The sequence below is a fragment of the Mucilaginibacter aquaedulcis genome (assembly GCF_030409325.1).
Taxonomy (GTDB): Bacteria; Bacteroidota; Bacteroidia; order Sphingobacteriales; family Sphingobacteriaceae; genus Mucilaginibacter; species Mucilaginibacter aquaedulcis.
Genome location: NZ_JAUFPR010000003.1, coordinates 93834 through 117288, shown reverse-complemented (window position 1 = coordinate 117288; position 23455 = coordinate 93834). Strand labels below are relative to the sequence as shown.

At 41.3% G+C, this 23455-nt stretch carries 18 protein-coding genes; 11 read left to right on the top strand and 7 right to left on the bottom strand.

What is annotated here, in order from left to right; genetic code table 11:
- Positions 1 to 18 precede the first annotated feature (18 nt).
- The 6 genes from murC to QWZ01_RS15685 all read left to right on the top strand — a co-directional run bounded on the left by murC (position 19) and on the right by QWZ01_RS15685 (position 9032).
- A complete protein-coding gene (murC, locus tag QWZ01_RS15710) occupies positions 19 to 1377 on the top strand; it encodes a UDP-N-acetylmuramate--L-alanine ligase (protein WP_290324837.1) in 1359 nt (452 codons plus the stop codon).
- Entirely contained in the window at positions 1370 to 2239 is an 870-nt protein-coding gene (locus tag QWZ01_RS15705) for a cell division protein FtsQ/DivIB (RefSeq protein WP_290324836.1), read from the top strand. Before murC ends, QWZ01_RS15705 begins: the two co-directional genes overlap by 8 nt.
- Positions 2240 to 2243: 4 nt before the next feature.
- Positions 2244 to 3587: a cell division protein FtsA gene (ftsA, locus tag QWZ01_RS15700; protein WP_290324834.1), complete on the top strand. Its 1344-nt coding sequence runs from the start codon at positions 2244 to 2246 to the stop codon at positions 3585 to 3587.
- Positions 3588 to 3814: 227 nt separating this feature from the next.
- A complete protein-coding gene (gene ftsZ / locus QWZ01_RS15695) occupies positions 3815 to 5437 on the top strand; it encodes a cell division protein FtsZ (protein WP_290324832.1) in 1623 nt (540 codons plus the stop codon).
- A 368-nt stretch (positions 5438 to 5805) separates the two neighbouring features.
- Entirely contained in the window at positions 5806 to 7050 is a 1245-nt protein-coding gene (locus tag QWZ01_RS15690) for an aminotransferase class I/II-fold pyridoxal phosphate-dependent enzyme (protein ID WP_290324830.1), read from the top strand.
- A gap of 245 nt (positions 7051 to 7295) precedes the next feature.
- Positions 7296 to 9032: a phospho-sugar mutase gene (locus QWZ01_RS15685; RefSeq protein WP_290324829.1), complete on the top strand. Its 1737-nt coding sequence runs from the start codon at positions 7296 to 7298 to the stop codon at positions 9030 to 9032.
- Positions 9033 to 9143: 111 nt separating this feature from the next.
- Here the strand turns inward: QWZ01_RS15685 and QWZ01_RS15680 are convergent, their stop codons facing one another.
- Positions 9144 to 9323, bottom strand: a complete 180-nt coding sequence (locus QWZ01_RS15680) for a hypothetical protein (protein WP_290324827.1) — start codon at positions 9321 to 9323, stop codon at positions 9144 to 9146.
- Between the two features lie 337 nt (positions 9324 to 9660).
- Here QWZ01_RS15680 and QWZ01_RS15675 point away from each other — a divergent pair, with 337 nt between their 5' ends.
- Positions 9661 to 11094 carry a glycoside hydrolase family 125 protein gene (locus tag QWZ01_RS15675; protein WP_290324825.1) on the top strand — a complete coding sequence of 478 codons (1434 nt, stop codon included), beginning with the start codon at positions 9661 to 9663 and terminating at the stop codon, positions 11092 to 11094.
- 309 nt (positions 11095 to 11403) lie between these two features.
- Positions 11404 to 11583: a BF3379 family histone-like protein gene (locus QWZ01_RS15670; protein ID WP_022830046.1), complete on the top strand. Its 180-nt coding sequence runs from the start codon at positions 11404 to 11406 to the stop codon at positions 11581 to 11583.
- Positions 11584 to 11639: 56 nt separating this feature from the next.
- Here the strand turns inward: QWZ01_RS15670 and dapA are convergent, their stop codons facing one another.
- The 3 genes from dapA to QWZ01_RS15655 form a co-directional block, all read right to left on the bottom strand.
- Positions 11640 to 12518: a 4-hydroxy-tetrahydrodipicolinate synthase gene (dapA, locus tag QWZ01_RS15665; protein ID WP_290324819.1), complete on the bottom strand. Its 879-nt coding sequence runs from the start codon at positions 12516 to 12518 to the stop codon at positions 11640 to 11642.
- 670 nt (positions 12519 to 13188) lie between these two features.
- Positions 13189 to 15201, bottom strand: a complete 2013-nt coding sequence (gene ligA, locus QWZ01_RS15660; protein WP_290324817.1) for an NAD-dependent DNA ligase LigA — start codon at positions 15199 to 15201, stop codon at positions 13189 to 13191.
- A gap of 119 nt (positions 15202 to 15320) precedes the next feature.
- The gene (locus QWZ01_RS15655; protein WP_290324816.1) at positions 15321 to 16241 is read right to left on the bottom strand and encodes a DUF6263 family protein; all 921 of its coding nucleotides are present in this window, start codon (positions 16239 to 16241) and stop codon (positions 15321 to 15323) included.
- Between the two features lie 166 nt (positions 16242 to 16407).
- Here QWZ01_RS15655 and QWZ01_RS15650 point away from each other — a divergent pair, with 166 nt between their 5' ends.
- Positions 16408 to 16659 carry a hypothetical protein gene (locus tag QWZ01_RS15650; RefSeq protein ID WP_290324815.1) on the top strand — a complete coding sequence of 84 codons (252 nt, stop codon included), beginning with the start codon at positions 16408 to 16410 and terminating at the stop codon, positions 16657 to 16659.
- A 106-nt stretch (positions 16660 to 16765) separates the two neighbouring features.
- Here QWZ01_RS15650 and QWZ01_RS15645 read toward each other — a convergent pair whose 3' ends face one another.
- Positions 16766 to 18517, bottom strand: coding sequence for a DUF885 domain-containing protein (locus QWZ01_RS15645; RefSeq protein WP_290324813.1), 1752 nt, complete (start codon positions 18515 to 18517; stop codon positions 16766 to 16768).
- A 117-nt stretch (positions 18518 to 18634) separates the two neighbouring features.
- On the opposite strand from QWZ01_RS15645, the gene QWZ01_RS15640 reads away from it, so the two are divergent.
- Complete coding sequence (locus tag QWZ01_RS15640) at positions 18635 to 19123, top strand: DinB family protein (protein WP_290324812.1); 489 nt, start codon at positions 18635 to 18637, stop codon at positions 19121 to 19123.
- 51 nt (positions 19124 to 19174) lie between these two features.
- On the opposite strand, the gene QWZ01_RS15635 is transcribed toward QWZ01_RS15640, so the two are convergent.
- Positions 19175 to 20485: an alpha/beta fold hydrolase gene (locus tag QWZ01_RS15635; RefSeq protein ID WP_290324811.1), complete on the bottom strand. Its 1311-nt coding sequence runs from the start codon at positions 20483 to 20485 to the stop codon at positions 19175 to 19177.
- 364 nt (positions 20486 to 20849) lie between these two features.
- On the opposite strand from QWZ01_RS15635, the gene QWZ01_RS15630 reads away from it, so the two are divergent.
- A complete protein-coding gene (locus QWZ01_RS15630; RefSeq protein WP_290324808.1) occupies positions 20850 to 23195 on the top strand; it encodes a TonB-dependent receptor domain-containing protein in 2346 nt (781 codons plus the stop codon).
- A 3-nt stretch (positions 23196 to 23198) separates the two neighbouring features.
- On the opposite strand, the gene QWZ01_RS15625 is transcribed toward QWZ01_RS15630, so the two are convergent.
- A complete protein-coding gene (locus QWZ01_RS15625; RefSeq protein WP_290324806.1) occupies positions 23199 to 23414 on the bottom strand; it encodes a KTSC domain-containing protein in 216 nt (71 codons plus the stop codon).
- Between the last annotated feature and the right edge of the window lie 41 nt (positions 23415 to 23455).

Sequence of the window (23455 nt, the reverse complement as noted above, 5' to 3'; positions counted from 1 at the left end):
CTTTTTAAAAACAAAAAAATGGAACTACGCAACATACAAAGAGTTTACCTCGTAGGTATAGGCGGCATCGGGATGAGCGGCCTGGCCCGATATTTCCATCATTTAGGTTGTATTGTTTGTGGTTACGATAAAACCTCAACAGATCTGACAAATGATCTGCACAACGAAGGGATACAAATTATTTTTGATGACAGGGCAGACTGGATACCAATGAGCTTCCAGAAGCCTTGTAACGATACGCTTATCATATATACTCCGGCCGTTCCTAAAGATTCAGAAATACTGAATTATTTTAAACATAAGGGGTTTGAGTTGTTTAAGCGCTCGCAGGTATTGGGGCTAATCAGCAAAAGTTCGTTTACCATAGCGGTTGCAGGTACACATGGCAAAACTACCACCTCAACCATGGTGGCGCATATTCTGAAAGATTCGGGAAATGACCCATCTGCATTTTTAGGTGGTATATCAACCAATTATCAAAGCAATGTGCTGTATGGCAAAAGCAATGTAATGGTGGTTGAGGCCGATGAGTATGATCGTTCATTCCTGACGCTGTATCCGGATGTAGCTATCATTACCTCGATGGATGCCGATCACCTGGATATTTATGGCGATCATGAACACCTTACAGAATCGTTTAAACTATTTGCTTCGCAGATAAAAGAAGGTGGTACGCTGGTTCATAAAAAAGGTTTGCCTTTGGGTAAAGGTTATACGTATGCCATTGCCGATGTTACAGCAGATGCTCATGCAGCTAACGTACGTATTGAGAATGGGGATTTTTACTTCGACTTTGTAAATACAGATCTGACCATACCCAACATAAAAATGGGTATCGCGGGTACACATAATATTGAGAACGCGGTTGCAGCCATCGAGTCTGTTTTAAGACTGAATGTAAATCCTGATGCTATCAAAAGCGCGCTGGGATCTTTCAGGGGAGTAAAACGCAGGTTTGAATATATTGTAAAAACACCACAGCATATTTATATTGATGATTATGCCCATCACCCCGAAGAATTGAGGGCCTGCATATCATCAGTAAAAAAACTGTACCCTGAAAAGAAGCTTACAGCCATTTTTCAGCCACATTTATATACCCGCACCCGCGATTTTGCCGACGGCTTCGCTGAAGTGCTTGATATGGTTGATGAGCTGATCATGCTGGATATTTACCCGGCAAGGGAGCTGCCGATTGAGGGTGTTACTTCGGATATGTTGTTAGATAAAATGCACTTGTTAAACAAACGCAAACTAAGCAAGGAGGATGCGTTAAGAGCAGTAACCAACGAACAGCCTGAGTTACTGCTCACCGTAGGTGCCGGTGATATTGACACTTTGGTTCACTCTTTAAAAGAAATATTAAACCATGAATAAAAAACTCATGTGGAGGCGCTTGCTTATTGTTTCTGCCTGGGTATTTGGCCTGGGTAGCCTCATCGCGCTCATGAGTTTTATTGAAATAAAAAAGGCATCGGTTATTTGTAAAGCTGTTAAAGTGAATATTCCGGGCAACCAGTATTTTATTGATAAAGAAGAGGTTGACCAGATATTACAAACCAGCAGCCATACGCTTATCGGCCGCAAGCTGGAGAATATCTATATACAGGATCTGGAAAATAAACTTCGTGCTAACCCATTTATTGAGTTTGCTAAGGTTTATACCGAGATGGATGGCATTTTAAGGGTAGAAGTGAGCCAGCGCCAGCCAATACTACGTATCATGAACCATTATGATATGGATTTTTATGTTGATCAGCACGGTTTGAAAATTCCGCTGTCAACAAACTTTACCGCCAGGGTTTTGGTGGCCAATGGTTTTATTGAAGAACTGTTTGCCAATAAGGTTGATTCTTTACATACCAAACTGGCTAAAGACCTGTATCTGACCGCCGATTTTATCCGGAAGGATTCATTATGGGATGCGCAGGTGGCGCAGATATATGTAAATAAAGACAGGGAAATTGAATTGATACCACGCGTTGGCAATCAGCGTATATTGATAGGAGATGCCGACTCATTGCAGGTGAAGTTTAAAAATCTGCTGGCCTTTTATAAAAAGGTATTGCCACAGGCAGGCTGGGATAAATACAGCATGATCAGTGTTAAGTACTCGGGTCAGGTAGTTGGTATTAAAAATGAAAATATGAAGGCAGACTCAATAAAGGCAAGTAAGGCATCAGCCCTGAAGCCCGATGCTGCCAAACTCACAAAGGATACAAGCGCTCAAATAAATTAGGAATATGGATAAAAGCTCAACACAAGAAAAAAGTTCGCCAATTGTAGTAGGATTGGATATCGGAACTACAAAAATATGCGCCATTGTTGGTCGCAGGAGCAAGAACGGGAAGATTGAGGTATTAGGAATTGGCAAGGCCGAGTCTGCGGGAGTTACCCGTGGTATGGTATCAAATATTGATAAAACAGTACAAGGCATAACCCAGGCGGTTGATGTTGCCGGGGCGCAATCAAATGTTGAGATCAGGGTGGTATTTGTGGGTATTGCGGGTCAGCACATTAAAAGTTTGCAGCACCGTGGTTTAATAACCAGGAGAGATCTGCAGTCGGAAATTGGCCGTAAAGATATTGACAAACTCATTGAGGATATGTACAACCTGGTGATGCCTCCAGGCGAGGAGATCATCCACGTGTTACCTCAGGAGTTTACTGTAGATAACGAACCGGGTATTAAAGACCCGATAGGTATGGCCGGTGTAAGGCTGGAAGCGAACTTCCACATTATATCGGGCCAGGTTACGGCTATCAAGAACATTGTAAAATGTGTAAACAAAGCCAGCTTGGATAGCCAGGACCTGATATTAGAGCCATTGGCTTCTTCAGAATCTGTATTGAGCGAAGAGGAAAAGGAAGCCGGTGTTGTTTTGGTTGATATTGGTGGTGGTACTACAGACGTGGCCATATTCCACGAAGGTATTATTCGCCACACCGCGGTAATTCCGTTCGGTGGTAATAGCGTAACAGAGGATATTCGTGAGGGCTGTTCTGTAATGCGCAATATCGCCGAGCAATTGAAAGTAAGGTTCGGGTCAGCATTGGCCGATGAGAATAAAGAGAACGAAATTGTTTGCGTACCCGGTTTACGTGGCCGCGAACCAAAAGAGATCTCTGTAAAAAACCTGGCATACGTTATCCAGGCTCGTATGGAAGAGATCGTAGAACATGTATACTACGAAATCAAATCATCAGGCTATGAGAAAAAACTGATTGCCGGTATAGTAATTACAGGTGGCGGCGCGCAGCTTAAACACCTGCGTCAGCTGGTTGAGTTTGTTACCGGGTTAGATTGCCGTGTGGGTTACCCAACAGAGCATTTGGCCAAGAACGAGGTACTACCAAAAAATATTTATGAGGAGCTGCAAAGCCCAACTTTTGCAACAGGTATAGGTTTGTTGATAAAAGGTATACAGAGAACAGAATACATGAACGCGGCCCCGGGTGCCGAAACAAAATCAGAAAAACCCAAGTTTGAACCAAAAGCCAAAGAAGGCGGTTTGTTTGACAGGTTATTGAAAAAGAGTATCACATTTATTAAAGATGATATCAACGACGAAGACTTTTTGAAATAGTTGATTAGTATCAGGAAGTTAGTATCAAGTATCACAATAATATGAGCATTGTAGAAAGTCTTGATACATGATACTAACTACTCGATACCCAAACACAATATTTATTCACAACCAATAACTTTTCCACATTATAGACATTTGTGGATAACTATTGTTGAAAAAGTCATATTATTACGATGGTAAAATCTAAATATTGGTTGAATCACATATAGCTGAAAACGAAGATTATGCAGTTTGAGATGTTAAAAGAAAAATCGTCAATTATCAAAGTAATTGGTGTTGGCGGTGGCGGCGGTAACGCGGTAAACCATATGTACAGGTCGGGAATAACCGGTGTTGACTTTATAATTTGTAACACCGATGCCCAGGCGCTGGAGTTAAGCCCTATACCTAACAAGGTACAGTTGGGTGCCAGTTTAACCGAAGGTATGGGTGCCGGTTCAATACCAGAAGTGGGTAAAAACTCAGCTATTGAAAATATCGACGATATTAAGCAAATGTTGGGCGTTAACACCAAAATGCTGTTCATTACGGCAGGTATGGGTGGCGGTACCGGTACAGGTGCCAGCCCGATAATAGCTAAGGCTGCCCGCGAAATGGATATACTGACCGTAGGTATTATCACCACACCGTTTTCATTTGAAGGCAAGCGCCGTAAAATGCAGGCCGATGCTGGTTTGGAAGAATTGAAAAAATACGTTGATTCATTCCTGGTAATATCAAACGATAGGCTTCGTCAGATATTTGGAAACTTAACCATGAGCTCTGCCTTTGCACAGGCCGATGATATATTAACAACTGCCGCTAAAGGTATTGCCGAGATCATTACCTTACCGGGTTATATCAACGTTGACTTTAAAGACGTACGCACTGTAATGAAAGACAGTGGCGTATCAATCATGGGTAGTTCAACAGCCGAAGGTGAGAACCGTGCTTTAAAAGCTGTAGAAGGTGCTTTGTCATCGCCATTATTAAAGGATAATGAAATTGAAGGCGCAAGGTATATCCTGCTTAACATCAGCTCGGGCCTTAAAGAGGTTACCATGGATGAGGTGAGCATCATTACCGATTATATACAGGAAGAAGCTGGTTTAGCTGCCGACCTGATTTGGGGTAACTGCGTGGATGATAATTTGGGCGAGCAATTGTCTGTTACCATTATTGCTACAGGTTTCCAAACCAAGGATGAGCGCGAAAAAGAGAATAGCAACAAAAAGATCATCTCTATGCTTGAGCCTGAGGCTAAGCCTTTGGTTAAGCCTGTTAATGAATTTATTAACCCGGTAAAAGCTGCCGCTGCAGCTCCTGTTGCTGAGCCTTATATGAAACAGAAGGATGAGCCAAAACAAACCGGCTTATTTGATATGTTTGCCCGCTCTGAAGAAAAAGAAGAGGTTGTATTAAGATATAATTTAGAAGAAGAGGCATCGGAAGAAGAAAGTGAACCTGATAACGCAGGCTTTACTTTCAAAATGAGCGAGCCTGAGTCATACAGTGCCCCGGTTATCAGGGAAGAGAGAAGAATGCCTGAGCCACCGGCTCCGGCACCTGCCCCCGAACCAGAGCCAGTAGTTGGCGCCGATGACAATAAAACAAATGAATCAATTGAGGAGCAGCTGAAAAAATCGCGCGAGCGTATCATGCGCCTGAAAGATCTGAGCATGAAACTGCGCAGCGGCAACATCCAGGAGCTGGAAAATGTACCTGCTTACAAACGCAAGGAAATTGCCCTTCAGGAAACCCCGCAATCAGACGAAAGTCAGATCTCCAGGTTTAGCCTGATGCCAGATAGCGAAGGCAATACCGAGATTCGCAAAAATAACTCCTTCTTGCATGATAATGCGGATTGAAAAGTAGAATCAAGAGAAAAGAGTCAAGGCATAAGACCACAATAATTAAAAACAGGAAAGATATCGAAGGAGTAATTCTCAGATAGCTTTCCTGTTTCTGTTTTAAAGAGATACCAATTTTTTCAAGTCTTGATTCCTGAATCTAACCATTTGTCTCGTTTTCCTTAAGCTACCGTAGGAGTAATTCTTAGATATCTTCCCTGTTTTTGTTTAAAGGAATACAAGATTTTCAAGTCTTGGTTCTTGGCTCTAACCTCTTGATTCTTTTCCTTAAGTTATAACCTATTCTAAAAAGTTATAGCTATTGCTGCAAGCTATTAAAACGGCTATATTTGTACTTTAAAAACTATCTACAAAAGCATACTATTTTGGATTTATTTGATAAAATAACAAAAAGTTTGGGCGGCCCAATTGGTCAGCACCAAAAATGGTCGCACGGTTATTTTTCATTTCCTAAACTGGAGGGAGAGATTGGGCCGCACATGCAGTTTAATGGCAAAGAACATTTAGTTTGGAGCCTGAACAATTACTTAGGTTTGGCCAACCACCCCGAAGTAAGAGCAGCCGACGCGCAAGCTGCTGCCGATTATGGTATGGCTTACCCAATGGGTGCGCGCATGATGTCGGGAAACTCTATTCACCACGAGGAATTAGAGAATGATCTGGCTGCTTTTGTAGGCAAACAAGCTGCTTTTTTATTGAACTACGGTTACCAGGGCATGGTGTCTATTATTGATTCGCTGGTTGACAGGAATGACGTAATAGTTTACGATGCCGAGTCACACGCCTGTATTATAGATGGTGTGCGTTTGCATATGGGTAAACGTTTTGTTTATCAGCATAATGATATTGAAAGCTGCGAAAAGCAGTTGGAACGTGCTACCCGTTTGGCCGAACAAACCGGCGGCGGTATCTTGCTGATCACCGAGGGTGTGTTCGGTATGTCGGGAGTGCAGGGTAAACTGAAAGAGATAGTTGAGCTGAAAAAGAAATTTGATTTCCGTTTATTGGTTGATGACGCGCATGGTTTTGGTACCATGGGTAAAACCGGAGCCGGAACCCATGAGGAGCAGGACTGTGTTGAAGGTGTCGACGTATATTTCGGAACATTTGCCAAATCAATGGCGGGTATTGGTGCTTTTGTAGCCGCCGATGAGCAGATCATCCATTTTCTGCGTTATAATATGCGTTCGCAAACATTTGCCAAAGCATTGCCTATGCCAATGGTTATGGGATTAAAAAAACGCTTTGAGTTGTTAAAGTCAAGCCCTGAACTGCGTGAAAAATTGTGGCTAATTGCTACGACCCTTCAAAATGGCCTAAGGGAACGCGGTTTTGACCTGGGTGCCAGCAATACTATGGTTACCCCGGTATTTTTAAAAGGCGATCTGTTTGAGGCAACCAGCCTTACCCGCGATCTGCGTGAAAATTATGGCATATTCTGCTCTATAGTAATATACCCGGTTATCCCTAAAGGATTGATCGTATTGCGCATTATTCCAACAGCTACACATTCATTGGAGGATGTACAGCGCACCCTTGATGCCTATACCGAAATGGCCGAAAAACTAAAATCAGGCTATTATAAAGAAAACAAGCTGGAGATAGCTTAAGCTTAAACCATATATTAAAATATAAACAAAACGACCTCAAATTTTTGAGGTCGTTTTGTTTATGGGTATTTTACTTATTCAATTAAATAGATTTCAGATACAAGAAGTTCCTGAAAAAATATTGCAGGGAAACATAGTATTCAAAAAAACCGTAGAATATTTTATTGTTCAATTGCGCTCACACTTTTTATTACCATATTTGTTATCAAACTTATTACAATAATTTACCCATTAATAACATACACATGCAAGAATTAGACCCCTCCGTTCTACAGAAAGTGAATACATGGCTTCAAGGAAACTATGACGCCGATGTTAAACAGCAGATTCAAAAATTACTTGATGATAAGGCATATACCGAATTAACCGATTCTTTTTACAGGGATCTGGAATTCGGAACTGGTGGTCTTCGCGGTATTATGGGGCCTGGCTCAAATCGTATCAACAAATACACCATAGGCGCTGCTACACAGGGCCTGGCAAACTATCTGAAAAAAACTTATCCCGGCGAGAAAATTAAAGTTGCTATTGCGCATGACAGCCGCAACAATGCTGATTTTTTTGCTACCACCACAGCCGAGGTATTTTCGGCAAATGGTATACACGTATATTATTTTGAAGCACTGCGCCCAACGCCCGAGCTTTCATTTGCTGTGCGTCATTTAGGTTGTAAAAGTGGTGTAATGCTTACCGCATCGCACAATCCTAAAGAATATAACGGTTACAAAGCCTATGGCGAGGATGGTGGCCAGTTTGTTGCACCGCATGATAAAGCTGTAATGGACGAGGTTGCGGCCATTAAAAGTATTGATGAGGTTAAATTTAACAGGGTTGATGAAAATATTGAAGTAATAGGTAAAGATATCGATGATCTGTACCTGTCAGAGATCGTAAAACTTTCTGTATCTCCAGAGGCCATTAAGCGCCAGAAGGATCTGAAAATTGTTTACTCGCCAATTCACGGTACCGGTATAACGCTTACCCCAAAAGCACTGGAGCTTTTCGGTTTTGAGAACGTGATACTGGTTGATGAGCAAACCACTCCTGATGGTAACTTCCCAACGGTAGTATATCCGAACCCTGAGGAAAAAGAAGCATTGACCCTGGCTCTTAAAAAAGCCCGTGAAACCGATGCCGACCTGGTGCTGGCTACAGACCCGGATGCCGACCGTGTGGGTATAGCTGTTAAAAATACCGATAATGAGTTTATCCTGTTTAACGGTAATCAAACCGGAAGCCTCCTGATCAACTACCTGCTTACTGCATGGGAAGAGAAAGGAAAACTAACCGGTAAAGAGTACATTGTTAAAACCATTGTAACATCTAACCTGATTGAGCAGATAGCTAAAGCTAAAAATGTGACCTTTTATAACACGCTTACCGGCTTTAAATATATTGGTGAACTGATGACCCAGTTACAGGGTAAACAAACCTTTATAGGCGGTGGCGAAGAGAGCTATGGCTACCTGATAGGTGAGCTGGTGCGCGATAAGGATGCCATTGTATCAAGCGCCTTTATTGCCGAAATGACCGCTTATTATAAGGATAAAGGAACCAGCCTGTTTGAGGCGCTTATTGATACTTATGTACAGTACGGTTTCTTCAAGGAGAAACTGATCTCGATAACAAAAAAGGGAAAAACCGGGGCAGAAGAGATTGTGGCTATGATGGAAAAATTCAGAAACAATCCTCCGGCAACATTGGGCGGTTCAAAAGTGATTACCTTGAAAGATTATGAAAAAGGGGTAGAGACTGATCTGAACACCAATACCACCAAGGCTATCGAGTTGCCAAAATCTGATGTGCTTCAATTTATAACTGAAGATGGCAGTATCATATCTGCCCGCCCGTCAGGTACCGAGCCTAAGATCAAGTTTTACTGCAGCGTAAATGGTAAACTGGCCAGTAAAGCAGCTTATCATGAAACTGATGCACAGCTTGATGCTAAAATAGATACCATTATGCAGGATCTGGGAGTTTAAGCAATACCGGATAGATAAAAAAGAGGCCGTATTATAATATATAATACGGCCTCTTCTGTTTTTATGATGGTGATAAACCTTCCCCTTTACGGATATTTTTAAAGCTGGGTATTAATGATAATAACCTGCTTTTCCAATAAAATTAGGGTCGGTTGGTTTAGTGTTCCTGGTAAATAGTTCTATCACGTAAACAGCAGCTATTACGAAAACGCCTGCTATTAATACACACAATAAAACAAATTGCGAATACAAGCTACTTAGATGTAATGCATGGTTTAATTTAGTTATCATATTGCTTAAGGTTTATTATAATTGATATTCTAAAATTATGAATACCAAATTATAAATATCTTGCTCAGAGATAGTTGTACATTAAATTGTGATGGAGTGTGCATAAATGTGAATTAATGTAAAATAGCGTGTAAAAAAACGACACATTCCTATACAGTAGATTAACCACAGCTGTTATTTTAAGCTTTTGGATATTTCGGTTAAGCTAATTTATGGAGGTTGTGGTTTTTATTTAAAAGGCGCAAATGCTCTGCTAAAACCTTTTAAAATAATAATAGATTATCTTTCGGATAACCAAAGGCTTTTATATTTTTACAGCTACCATTAAAAAATCTGTATGCTTACCAGAAGACATTTTATAAAGTTAAACGGCATTGCTACCGCAGGCTTGAGCCTTGGGCTTACGCCATCATTATTTGCAAGCACATTGCCTGCATTTGAAAGCCAAAGACCAAAATTGGCCGACAGGAAATTTACCAGTAAAGCGGTTGAAGCCATCATCCAAAAGGTTAAAAAGGATATTAAGGATCCTGAACTGGCCTGGTTGTTTGAAAATTGCTATCCAAATACACTTGATACTACAGTAAATTACTCAGAAGCCGGAGGCAAGCCCGATACCTTTGTAATTACAGGCGATATTAACGCCATGTGGATGCGCGATTCATCTGCGCAGGTTTGGCCGTATCTGCCCTTCATTAAAACCGATCCGGCGCTTAAAAAGCTTATTCAGGGAGTTTTGAGCCGTCAGGCTAAGTGTGTGTTGATAGATCCTTATGCTAATGCCTTTAACCAGGGCCCAACTGGCAGCGAATGGGATACCGACCATACCGTTATGAAGCCCGAACTGCATGAACGTAAATGGGAGATCGACTCATTATGCTACCCGGTAAGGCTGGCTTATAACTATTGGAAAATAAGCGGCGACACCAGCTTTTTTGATGAAAACTGGCAAAAGGCAGGAAAAACCATCTTAAATACCTTTAAGGAGCAACAGCGTAAAGAAAACAAAGGGCCATACTATTTTCAGCGTAAAACACAGGTAGCCAGTGATACCGCTCCTAACAAAGGTTATGGTAACCCGGTTAAACCTGTAGGTTTGATCTGCTCTATCTTCCGCCCGTCGGATGATGCAACAATATATCCTTTCCTGATACCGTCAAACTATTTCGCGGTAACCAGCCTGAATCAGATGGCCGAGATGTTTGCAACTATTGGTAACGATAGTACAACATCAGCAGCTTGCAGGGCTTTGGCCAGCGAAGTTGATGCCGCCTTGAAAAAATACGCGGTAGCCCAACATCCTGAATTTGGAAAGATATTAGCCTTTGAGGTTGATGGTTATGGTAACCAGCTTTTCATGGACGATTCAAACGTGCCAAGCCTGCTGGCATTGCCTTATCTTGATTCATTACCGGCAACTGATCCGTTGTATCAAAACACCAGGCGCTTTGTACTGAGTTTAAGCAACCCATACTTTTTTAAGGGAACGGCAGCAGAAGGTATTGGCGGCCCGCACGTAGGTATAGGCTATATATGGCCAATGGCTATTATTATGCGCGGTTTAACATCAAGCAACAAGGAAGAAATTACAGAGTGTTTACGCTTATTAAAAACCACACATGCCGGTACAGGCTTTATGCATGAGTCGTTCAATAAGGATAATCCGGCTGATTTTACCCGTAAATGGTTTGCCTGGGCCAATACTTTATTTGGCGAGTTGATCATAAAAACGCATCAGCATTACCCGGATATATTGCAAAAAACCATTTAATAGATATTTATATATAATAATTGTATTAAATATATGTGTTTGGTTGCTTTAAATCTTATTTAATAATATACTAAGGGTATGTTAAAATATAGTTAAGGTATATTATGTTATGAATAAGATTATTTAAATTTAATATGTGATTTTGATATTGTATAATTATAAGTAAATGGAACAAAAGCGTTTAAAATGTGGAAAAAAAGCACTTTTAAGGCAGTATTTTTCCTTGTCAAAAATTTTTAATTAAAAAAAAACATTTTAGATTAGCTTAAATTAAAACAATAAACCGCATAATTTAAAAGGAGTAATTAAATGAAAAAATTTACTGAAGTAAAAGAGCTTGTAGCATCTTTGGAGGCCGACGCCGACAAATTCTACAACAAAGGAAACAGCGCTGCCGGAACCCGTGTTCGTAAAGGCATGCAAGATCTTAAAAACCTGGCTCAGGCTATCCGTTTGGAAGTACAGGAAGCGAAAAATAAAGAAGCTTAGTAAGATTTTTATTATTCCAATAAAAAACCCGGTTAGTTAGTAACCGGGTTTTTTGTTTATGCTAATTTTTGCGTTTCCTTCTTTATGGCCTCTGCAATACCGCTGCTTACCGGTACAAGGGGCAACCTGAGTGTTTCGCCGCAAACACCTAAATGCTTCAGGGCGTTTTTAGCACCTGCCGGGTTACCCTGAACAAACATTAACCTCGTAAATTCAATAAGGCTGCTGTGTATCTTTTGAGCCTGCTTGTAGTCGTTGTTCAGCAATAGCTGCACCATGGCCGACAGCGGCTTAGGCAAAGCATTACCAATTACTGATATTACGCCAACCGCCCCAAGAGCCATCATCGGCAAAGTAACCGGATCATCGCCTGATATTACCATGAACTCCTCTGGTTTATCACGCATCAATTGGTTAAACAGGTCAAAATTGCCCGATGCTTCTTTTATAGCTATAATGTTTTTAAAATCACGGGCCAGGCGCACTGTTGTTTCAGCAGCTATGGTGCTGCCTGTACGGCTGGGTACGTTATATAAAATGATAGGTAGCGGTGCAGCCTGCGCTATAGCTTTATAGTGCTGGTAAATGCCTTCCTGCGTAGGTTTGTTGTAATGCGGGCTTGATGAAAGTATAGCATCATAACCCTCGGTATTAAATTCTTTTACTTGCTCAACAACTTCATGGGTGTTATTACCACCTATACCTGCAACCAGCGGAACACGCTTATTTACAACCTTTGCCGTAAATGCCCAAACCTGCTTTCGCTCATCGGCATTCAATGTAGCGCTTTCGCCGGTTGTACCTAATGATACCAGGTATTGCACCCCGCCATCAATCAAATGTTCAATAAGGTTTTTTAAACCTTCGTAGTCAACTTGACCATCCGCCTGAAAAGGGGTCACCATGGCTACCCCTGTTCCGTAAAATATATTCATGAGTAAAATTAAAGGATGCTAATATAGTGAGTTCGTAGCAAGTAGCTGGTATCGGGTATCAAGTATTTGCCAAATTTGTATAAAATACTCAGGTTTATTACCATGTATTCAGCATCGAATATAAAACATTCAAAACTCAAAGGGGGAATCATAATCCCTGGTTCTAACTGCTTGACACTAAATTATAAACTTATCCTCAGCCTGATTGCCAATTTGATATTGATGCCGCTGATGAACGACGTACTGTAATAAACCTGATGTTTAGATATTGCAGGCCTGCACCCAAGTGGGGGTAAGCTTTAAACACATATATATATATTTAGGATGCTTTTTGAGGACTTTTTGCGTCACCAAGGGGAGGGTGAACTCTGTTTTTCAGATTCCAGTCTTCGATATTAACCAAGCCTATTTTAGTTTTATAGTGATGCTGATCTTTTGGGCAGCGCACTAAGAAGCCTCCTTTTACCTGTTCAATTACAGGCCTGGCTCCACACTCTTTGCAAGGTTCACAATTAATATTTTTTTGTATTTCAATAAAAGACCCCATCTAAAAGTATTTTTTATAAAAGATTATTTTACTACTACGTATGGGAATTACGTAATTAAAGTGTGTTTGGTTTTGCAAAGATAATATTTTTTTAAAATATTTAATTACCTTATTATTAATGTGTTATCCGATCATTGCCAGTAATTCTTCGTCGCTGATGATTGGGATATTCAGTTTTTGTGCTTTTTCTAACTTAGCAGGACCCATATTATCACCTGCAACCAGATAGTTGAGTTTGGCCGATATACTGCTTAATATTTTACCACCATTTTGTTCAATAATATCCTTAAGCTCATCGCGAGAGTATTTTTCAAATACGCCCGATATGATGAAACTTTGTCCGGCTAATTTTTCGCTGGCCAGTTTAACCTCTTTTTCTTCCACAACAAATTGCAGGCCCAGTTCTTTTAACTTTTCAATTTCCTGATGATGCTGCTCAGTGCTGAAATATTCAATGATGCTTTGTGCAATGCGTTCGCCAATTTCATCGGCAGCAACCAGTTCTTCCTGAGTGGCAGCTATTAGCCCGTCGATTGATTTAAAGTGTATGGCCAGTTTTTTGGCAACGGTTTCGCCAATATAACGTATACCCAGGCCAAACAACACTTTTTCAAAAGGCATCTGCTTTGACTTTTCAATACCCTCCAGCATGTTGTTGATTGATTTATCGCCAAAGCGCCCCATCTGCTTCAGTTCATCGGCACGGGTATGTAGTTTATAAATATCGCTAATATGCCTGATATATCCGCGAGAATACAGCGTTTCGATGGTTTCATCGCCAAGGCCATCAATGTTCATGGCTTTACGGCCAATAAAGTGCTGCATTTTACCTACTATCTGTGGCGGGCAGCCCTCATCATTAGGGCAATAGAAAGCAGCTTCGCCTTCCTTACGTTCCAGATGGGTGTTACAGGCAGGGCAGGTGGTGCGGTAAACTACAGGAACAGCATTTTGAGCCCGCTTTTCAGGATTTACGCTGATGATCTTCGGGATGATCTCGCCGCCTTTTTCTACAAATACGGTGTCGCCCTCATGCAGATCAAGCCTGATGATCTCGTTGGCGTTGTGCAGGGTGGCGCGCTTTACGGTAGTACCGGCCAGTAATACAGGTTTCAAATTAGCAACCGGTGTTACTGCCCCCGTACGGCCAACCTGGTAGCTTACACTCAGCAGTTCGGTTTCAACCCGCTCGGCTTTAAATTTATAGGATATTGCCCAGCGCGGTGATTTGGCGGTGAAGCCAAGCTCCTGCTGTTGCGAATAGTTATTAACCTTGATCACTATACCATCAATATCATAGCTGAGTCCAAAGCGGTCTTTATCCCATTTGGCTATGAATTGTAATACCTCGTCGATATTACTGCATAAGCGACTATGCTCATTAGTATGGAAGCCCCAGTTTTTAACGGCTTGCAGGCTTTCCCAATGGGTTTTAAATACCGGTTTTTCGGTGTACAGGAAATACAGAAAGCAATCCAACGGACGTTTAGCAACCTCGGCCGAATCCTGCATTTTGATGGTGCCTGAAGCAAAATTGCGCGGGTTGGCGTAAGCTACCTCGCCGTTTTCCAGGCGTTCGTTATTAAGGCGCTCAAAGGCCTTGCGATGCATAAAAACTTCGCCGCGTATATCAAAATAGTTCGGGTAATTGCCTTCGTGCAGGCGCTTAGGAATGGTATTTATAGTGCGTACGTTGGTAGTTACCTCATCACCCTGAACACCGTCGCCGCGGGTAACGGCATGTACCAGTTTGCCATCTTCATAGGTTAAGCTCATGGATAGGCCATCAAACTTAAGCTCGCACACGTACTCAAAATTATCGCCAATGGCCTTGCGGATGCGCTGGTCAAAATCAAATAACTCCTGTTCGTTATAAGTGTTGCCCAATGATAGCATGGGCCACCGGTGCCTAACAGTTACAAATTCCTTGGTGATATCGCCGCCTACCCTTTGTGTAGGTGAGTCGGGATCTGCAAACTCCGGAAATCCCTTTTCCAGTTTGTTAAGCTGCTCCAGTTTCTGATCAAAATCATAATCATTAATTGTAGGCATGGCCAGCACATAGTAGTTGTAATTGTGCTGTTTTAGTTCGCTTGTTAAAGCCAGGATCTGTTTTTTAGCTTCGGCTGGTGACATAGGTGCGAAGTTAGTAAATTGCTTTATTAGTTCAATTGGTCATCGGTTCAATGGCTATTTGCAATATATGTAATTTATGCAAAATAGCTCAACTTATACAATAACCAACAACTGACAATTTACTTATCCGCACTTACAGTTTCGTTCACTACGCTCATCGGGAACACTATCCCTCCCGGAATTTTAGGATTGTCTTTAATTTCAACAGTGCCGCTTAATGATTGCTTTATTTTTGATTCGCTTACCCAGCCTGTAGTCTTATCTGCTTTAATATCGGCTACCATAGTGCCAGTTACATGATATTTCATGGGCATGCCATTCACCTGCTTAAAATCGCCGTCGCCGGCCGATTCTATTTTGCCATCACCATGTATGGCATAGCTGGTAGGTGTTATATCTGTAAGTTGGTAAACGGTGGTTACCTTGGCGGTCATGGCACTCTCGAGCATGGTGTTTATCGTCCATTTATCGTTTTTTGATACCGGGGTTTCCGGAAAAAGCGCGGTCGAGAGCTCGATGCTTCCTTTAAGGGCCTTTGCGCCAAACGATTGGATAAACTGTTCTTTGATCTGATCTTTTTGAGGGCCCTGTATTTGTGTATATCCATCTAAAACAGATGATATCATATTTTCTACATTCTCTACCGAGCGCACCCTGCCGCTTTTGGTTAATGTGGCCGTAAATGGTTTATTCACAATACCGGCCAGCATAGATGACATTACATCGTTCGGATCCTTCTTTTGCGAATCAAAATTGAGCGGGCCCGTGGGCAGCTGCATTTTCATGCTTACGTTTTTATAATTAACCTCCATGTAATACAGGGAATCATCAACATTAAGCACTTTGAACGCCGTGGTGCCGGTTATGGTAAGGTTCACATTGTTGGCCTGCCCGTTCACAGTTTGCTTAATGGCCGACGTAGTATTGGTGACCATGGTATAAGTATTACCTTTTATTAAACTGAGGGCCAGCTTTAATTTTTGCGCCTGGCATGAAAAACCTATAAATATTACTAAAAATGAGCTGATAATATATTTCATGAGGTAGTTATTATGGCGGCTAAAGGTATTATAATATTTGCGCAAAAAATTACAATAAATTATAACAATTATTTAAAAGTAATTTCGTTAACTTTATAGTAATCAGTGGGCTTTACATTTTTTTACACACTTTACTACACAAGTTAACGATTGAAAGGGGGTTTTTATGTTACAGCAAATAGCATTTATACCGCAGCATCAGTTTCATGTATTGATCAATTTCAAGGATGATGAACGTATTGTAGCTGTTTTACCCAATAGGGAGGCTGGAAGATTCCGCGTGGTTGATCAGGGTAGAGTTATAGCAGAAGTTAATTATGACAGGCAGAGAAGCAGCATTGTTTGTTGCCGGGGCAAGCTGGAAGATAACATTATGACCCAGCTTGCACATCAAATAAAAAATCATTACGCACAGTAAAAAAAGACTTTGATAGTTCATGGGTGATGGCTTATGGTTCATAGTCCATGGGTTTTTATTTCTCATGGGCTATCTCTTTTTTTCAGCCTTTCACCATAAGATATTACTACTTTTTTGCAGGCGGTTTAGCCAGCATAGCCTCTTTTATAAACTTAACCGGGGCGCTGCCATAGCTTAAAAACTTCTCGTTAAATTCTTTCAGTTTGTACTTATCATCCATTTTGGTTTTGTAGGCATCGCGCAGATCAATGATCTCTTTGTAACCGGTGTAGTAACTGGTTAGCTGCACGCTGCTTACACTTACCCTTTTCCATTTGCCTTCAGCCTCGGCCTGTTGCTGGAAAGCTTCGTTAGTGAGCATTTTAATGGCCTGTTCTTTGGTCATGTTGCCACTGTGTACACTATAATCCAATATGGTATTACAAACCGAACGCAGGTGCCATTTATACCACATCAGCCTCATTTCGGGCTCATTGTTACCGTAGCGGTTATCAAGCATCATTTCTTCTGCGTATACTGCCCAGCCCTCATTCATAGCTCCGTTACCAAAAACCGATTTAATGATGCTTGGCGCCTTGTTGGCGTAAACACCTTGTACATAATGGCCTGGTACGGCCTCATGAATACTTAATATCTGTATAATGTATTGGTTGTACTCACGTAGGTAGCTTTCGGCTTTCTCGGGGCTCCAGCTGGCTAAACTGCCAACGTTATAGTAAGAGTTACCGTCTTTATCATATGGGCCTGGACCGCTCATGGATGCACCCGCGACACCAGCCATGTAGCCAGGTTCCTTACGGATGATCAATGGTTTTGACGGATCAAGCGTTAGCAGGTCTTTAGTTTTTACAAAATCATTCAACTTAGGAATAAGCTGTACAATGGCCGATTGAAAATCATCAGGCTTCACATGTTTGGATGATAGTGTATCGATCATAGCGCTAACTAATGCAAGCGTATCGGCAGGAATAGCTTTGCTGCCAAAATATTTAGGCCACAGCTGGCGGCTTATTTTAGCCATTTCGCCATGGATGTATTTTTTACGTTTAAGCGCGGCATTGTAAACCTGCTGGGCATTACTGGCCGATACTATTTCATACTTGAATTTATCTTCATAAAGATCTTTACCCAGCCTGAAACTGCGCGGATGATCATTTTTCAAAGCTTTTAACCAATCGGTATAACCCTTTATGGCTTGCGCGGCGGTGGCAGCTCTGTCGGTCATTAATTTTTGCTCGGCCTTGGGGATGTCGGTTTTCTTTAACGAATCTGCAAAGTCTTTTTCAATTACGCTGAGGCCGCCCAGGTTTTGTTCAATAGCCAGGCTGGTAAGCTCCGCAACCGGGTTTTTGATCTGCTTTTCGGCGTCTTTGTAATAAAGCGGAACTTCGGCCATGCGCTGATAAAAATTACGCAGACGTTTAGCTAAAGGCGCATAATGTTCATTTAATATATAGGCGAAGGTGCCTACCACGTTGTATGATGATGGATCCCACTCGTAGGCCTTAAGCTGCTGAATTTGCCATTGGGCATATTCCATCTGATTCTGCATCATTTTATAATCAATGCGGTTAGCTTCGCTCAGGGTGGTTATTTCAAAACGGCTTAGCGAGTCGATCTGAAATTTGGCAAAGTCGAGCATTTTCTGGCGATTTTGCTCATTTGGAATATATAGTAGGCTATCATATTTATGATACCCAACCGATGTTGCCCAATCAGGATTTAATTTCCATAATGCTTCCAGAAAGTTGTTTTCATAAATGGTAAAAGCAGCGTTGTCTTTACCCAGCAAAGGGCCTCCGCCGCCGCTGTCTTTTTTACAGCCGGTAAACGCGGCCATAAATATTGCAACAGCCAAAAACAGTTTTAAGATGATATTTTTTATCACGTGATTATGAAATTAAATGCCCGGATAAACTTAAAACATTTAGATCACATAAATCAATCGGGCGATAAATTTGTTACCTTATGTACTATGAAAACAGCAAATAACGAACATCAGATACTCATTGACGAACTTATTCACCTGCTAAAAGGGGGAAACGCACATGCCGATCTGGAAACGGCCCTGGCTGGTTTACCCGGTAACTTGCGGGGAGAAAAACCGGATAAGTTACCCTACAGCATTTGGCAGCTGGTTGAGCATATACGGATTGCCCAATGGGATATGCTGGAATTTAGCAAGGATATCAATCATCAATCGCCAAACTGGCCCGATGATTACTGGCCCAAAGAAACCAGCCCTAAAGATGATGAAACCTGGAACAAATCGGTCAAGCAAATAAAAGCCGACAAAGACGCGTTTATCAACCTCATAAAAAGTGGCGATCTTTTTGAAAAGATACCTCATGGCGACGGGCAAAATATCCTGCGTGAGGTATTGCAGGCTGCCGACCATGAATCGTACCACGTAGCTGAAATCATTATAATACGCAGATTGCTGGGCGCTTGGAAAGCATCCTGATCTGAAACAAAACAGCCCGTGGTTTCATAACCACGGGCTGTTTTGTTTGGCTTATTTTACCTTATGTAAAAAGCTGATCATAGCTTTTACAAATTCGGGTTTAAGCGGAAGGTCGGGTTCATTATAGGTGGCCGTATTTTTATCCTTATCGGCAGGGGCTTCTTTCAGCACATGGTTCATACCGGGTATAATAGCAAGTATCGCGTCTGACTTGGCTTTTTTCAGTTTTTCGGCATCGGCCACAGTTACCTGAAGATCGGTTGTGCCCTGAACAATCAAAATAGGGATTTTTATTTTCCTGATCTCGCGGGTAGGGTTGTACCTGAACCACGACATAAGGTATTTCTGTATGCTTGGTCTTGCATAAGGATAAAGCGCCGGGTCAATATTATCGGTGATCTTACCTCTTCTTAAACTATCAAGCATACGGTTAAAACCATCAGATATCAATTGTGATTTTGACTTCATCTGTTCGGTCATGATTTTATCTGCCGAGTCGCCCGCGCCTTCAACAGAGATAAATGCCTTTACCGGCTGGTCGTTGGCAGCCATCATACCTACCAATGATCCTTCGCTGTGCCCAAGGATAATTATCTTTGAAAAACGTTGGTCATCGTTCAACATGTTGATCAGGCCTACAGCATCATCAACATAATCCTCAAAACGCAGTTCAGTTTCTTTGGTTGAGCTTACGCTTTGGCCAACCAGGCGTTTATCATAACGTAGTGATGCGTAGCCGTTTTTACCAAGCTCATTGGCAATCATTTTATACATGTTAGAGGTTAAGCCTAATTTAGGGCTGTTACCATCCCGGTCTGTTGGGCCCGAGCCAGCAATAATTAGCACAACAGGTATTTTATCGGCAGCATTTTTAGGCATAGCCAATGTGCCCGAAATTGAGCCCGAAAAGGTTTTTAAAGTTACCGGCGATTCTGTTATAGATGGATCGGTAGGGATAGTTGGTGAAGCCGGTGCTGCATTGGTAGCAGCAGCGGGAGCCTCATATGGCTTTAAAAGCAAACCGGTAAACTTGGTTTGTGAGTTTACAGATAAGTTTAATAGAAAAGTATTTTTCTCAAACACGGCTTTATAATAAGCCAGAGGAGCTTCATACTTCATAAAATCGGCTTGTACCAGGTTGCCGAGTTGTGATTTTAACTGCCGAGTAGTAGTTCTGAATTTATCGGCAGGTAAAGCCTCCTTCATTTCGGAGCTAAACATGCTGTAAATACTATCAGGCTGATTATGATTATACAATTCTTTAAACCTGTTTAAGGCAACTACATAATTAGCTGGCTCCGGCTGCGCCATTATTTTTGTAGCGAAACAGATGATCAGGATAAAAAAGCTTACTTTCTTCATGTTTTATGGTAAAAAAATTGTAGAATAACCGTTAAGGCCGAAATTAATAAAAATTGAATTGTTTTTGCTTTAATTGATTTTTCGGACAAAAAAATCGATGGCTATCATGACACCAAAGTAAAAAAATTAAGAATGAAATAACATTTATTATTTGCATATCTAAATTTGGCAATACGTATTTATATGTTTTAATATATTGTTGCTATATTGCGTAGCATTTTCAATCAAAGAAAATATAAGGAAATCTCTACACTACTAATTAATGAAGGTTTTATTTGGGAGCTTGTTTTCGGCATTCTTTGTCGGAATGTGTTGTTTTACTTTCGCGCAAACAAAACCTTCAGCAATTCAGGGTAAAGTGTTAATGGAAAGCAACGAGGGTGCAGAAGCTGCGACTATTGTACTCCTGAAAGCTGCCGACTCTTCCGTAGTAAGGTCAAGCCTGGCCGACAGATCCGGGGCATATGTTTTTTCGGGGATTAAGCCAGATAGTTATCTTCTTTTGGCAACCAGCATAGGTTGCAGTAAAGTTTATTCAGGGCCTTATAAGGTTGCAGACGACGCAAATATTACAGCTTCAAATATTATACTTAAACTGATAAACAGTCAGTTACAGGAGGTGCAGGTTATTGCCCGCAGACCATACATTGAAGTAAAGCCCGGCAAGGTTGTTCTTAATGTACAAAACAGCATAGTTGCCGATGGTAACTCGGTATATGACGTGCTCAGGCAATCGCCGGGGGTACATGTAAACAACGGTAATGAGCTGTTAAGTATTGTTGGCCGCCAGCCCGCTTTAATAACTATTGATGGCAAACCAACCAACCTAACCGGCGATGATCTGGTGAACTTACTGCGCAGTATGCAGAGCAGTAATATTGATCAGGTAGAGATGATCACCAGTACTTCCTCAAAGTATGATGCATCAAGCGGCGGTATTATAAATATTATACAAAAAAAAGGAACCAATATTGGTACAAATGGCTCTGTTACTGCGGGTTTTGGTTATGGAAAATATTATAAAAGCAGGGCGGGTATTGTTTTTAACACCCGCACATCTAAACTTAACATTTTTGGTAATTACTCCCTTGATGATAACAAGACCAGCCGCTATATAAACACTAACCGGAATATTAATTATGATAATATTTTGAGTAATTATAATGTAGATTATAATAATACTCAACATTCATATAATCACAATTTCAGGTTAGGGGCTGATTACTCCCCATCCGCAAAACAAACCATAGGCTTTTTGGTAAGTGGAATTGTAAGGGAAGATAATTTCTTGAAAGACAATAATCTGAAAATATCCAACCAGAACAAGCTCGATTCGGTGATCGTTGCCCAATCGTCGCTTGACAGAGGTTCCAGCTTTTTAAATTATAATATTAATTATGATGGCGCGCTTGATAAAAGCGGGAAAAACCTTTCGGCCGATGTAGATTACTCAACGTACACCCGTCATTCAAATGAGTATATCACCAATAATTTTTATACTCCGGAGGGTGTTAGATACCGCGATTCGTTGCAGCTTCAAAATCTTTCACCATCACACATCCACATCTGGACTGCAAAGATCGATTATATAAACCCGCTTTCAAAAACCTCAAGGCTGGAAGCAGGCGTAAAATATAATAACGTAAAAAGCGATAACAACTTGATATTTGGCCCGCTCGTGAACCGCGCCTATGTTGCAGACCCTAATTATACCAACCGATTTATTTATACAGAAATTGTAAGTGCTGGTTATTTAAACTACATAGGCAAAGTGGGAAAGCTCGATATTACCGCAGGCATCCGTGCCGAAAAAACTACTTCAACCGGTAATTCTGTTGGTGTAGGTTCTGAACCGGCCATAACCAATAAGAACAGCTATTTCAACATCTTTCCGCAAACACAACTAAGCTATCAGCTCAATAAAAATAACACTTTAAGCCTGAGTTATAACCGGGGTGTTCACCGGCCCGATTACCAGGATATTAATCCATTTTTATACTACACCGACCTGTATGACTATGTTTCGGGTAACCCAAATCTGAAGCCGGAGTATACCAATTCAATACAATTATCGCATACCTATAAGGAGACCTTTATAACTACCTTATATTATAATGTTACCAATGATGCGTATGATTTTCCGATCTATGAGCAAAATGACTCATCAAAAGTTAATATCACCATTCGTAAAAACTTCGGGAGAATTTTTGTTTATGGAGCCTCTTTTTATGCACCGGTGCAGTTTAACAGCTGGTGGAGCGGCAGCTTTAACCTTGATGCCTCGTATCAGCGCTACACGGCCTATGCTGTAAACGGTTATTTTAACAAAGGGATGCAGGATATTATTTTCAACACTACTCAAAATTTCTCCCTGAGCAGTAGCATACAGGCAGAGGTTTCGGGCAGGTATGAGTCGCCCACGTTATATGGGGTTAATGAGTTGAAACAGAGCTACACCGTAAATACCGGATTAAGCAAACAGGTGCTACAAAAACGCGGTAGCTTAAAACTGAGCGTTATTGACATCTTTAACAGCGACCGCGAAAGGTATCATATCCTGTACCAAAATGTTGATCTTTCGGGTATCAATAAACGGGAAACCCGCAGGGTGATGCTTAATTTTACATATCGATTTGGTAAAACATCGGTTAAATCGGCCACTAAGCACAATACCGGGGGCGATGAAGAGCAGCGCCGTACAGGAAATTAATAGCTATCTGATACGTAATTCGGGATACCTGCCTTTAACTTTGGTTACGAAAAAGTGTCCCAGGGAGTCGGAGTTGATTAGTTTTTTATATGCTGTTGACGAAAAGCCAAAGTACTGCCACACTCCGCCGCTATCCCTAAACTCAACTTCTAAGATTTTGGCTGAGGGGTCATAGCCTAAGCTATTTAATGCCGATGAATCAACCATGCGCCTTTGCATATAATATTATAATATATGCAAATCGAAAAAGGTTTTAAATA

What these genes read in the sequence shown, in the direction of transcription:
- murC (WP_290324837.1), top strand. Translation starts at nt 19, where the DNA reads ATGGAACTACGCAACATACAAAGAGTTTACCTCGTAGGTATAGGCGGC.
- QWZ01_RS15705 (WP_290324836.1), top strand. Translation starts at nt 1,370, where the DNA reads ATGAATAAAAAACTCATGTGGAGGCGCTTGCTTATTGTTTCTGCCTGG.
- ftsA (WP_290324834.1), top strand. Translation starts at nt 2,244, where the DNA reads ATGGATAAAAGCTCAACACAAGAAAAAAGTTCGCCAATTGTAGTAGGA.
- ftsZ (WP_290324832.1), top strand. Translation starts at nt 3,815, where the DNA reads ATGCAGTTTGAGATGTTAAAAGAAAAATCGTCAATTATCAAAGTAATT.
- QWZ01_RS15685 (WP_290324829.1), top strand. Translation starts at nt 7,296, where the DNA reads ATGCAAGAATTAGACCCCTCCGTTCTACAGAAAGTGAATACATGGCTT.
- QWZ01_RS15680 (WP_290324827.1), bottom strand. Translation starts at nt 9,323, where the DNA reads ATGATAACTAAATTAAACCATGCATTACATCTAAGTAGCTTGTATTCG.
- QWZ01_RS15675 (WP_290324825.1), top strand. Translation starts at nt 9,661, where the DNA reads ATGCTTACCAGAAGACATTTTATAAAGTTAAACGGCATTGCTACCGCA.
- QWZ01_RS15670 (WP_022830046.1), top strand. Translation starts at nt 11,404, where the DNA reads ATGAAAAAATTTACTGAAGTAAAAGAGCTTGTAGCATCTTTGGAGGCC.
- dapA (WP_290324819.1), bottom strand. Translation starts at nt 12,518, where the DNA reads ATGAATATATTTTACGGAACAGGGGTAGCCATGGTGACCCCTTTTCAG.
- ligA (WP_290324817.1), bottom strand. Translation starts at nt 15,201, where the DNA reads ATGTCACCAGCCGAAGCTAAAAAACAGATCCTGGCTTTAACAAGCGAA.
- QWZ01_RS15655 (WP_290324816.1), bottom strand. Translation starts at nt 16,241, where the DNA reads ATGAAATATATTATCAGCTCATTTTTAGTAATATTTATAGGTTTTTCA.
- QWZ01_RS15650 (WP_290324815.1), top strand. Translation starts at nt 16,408, where the DNA reads ATGTTACAGCAAATAGCATTTATACCGCAGCATCAGTTTCATGTATTG.
- QWZ01_RS15640 (WP_290324812.1), top strand. Translation starts at nt 18,635, where the DNA reads ATGAAAACAGCAAATAACGAACATCAGATACTCATTGACGAACTTATT.
- QWZ01_RS15635 (WP_290324811.1), bottom strand. Translation starts at nt 20,485, where the DNA reads ATGAAGAAAGTAAGCTTTTTTATCCTGATCATCTGTTTCGCTACAAAA.
- QWZ01_RS15630 (WP_290324808.1), top strand. Translation starts at nt 20,850, where the DNA reads ATGGAAAGCAACGAGGGTGCAGAAGCTGCGACTATTGTACTCCTGAAA.
- QWZ01_RS15625 (WP_290324806.1), bottom strand. Translation starts at nt 23,414, where the DNA reads ATGCAAAGGCGCATGGTTGATTCATCGGCATTAAATAGCTTAGGCTAT.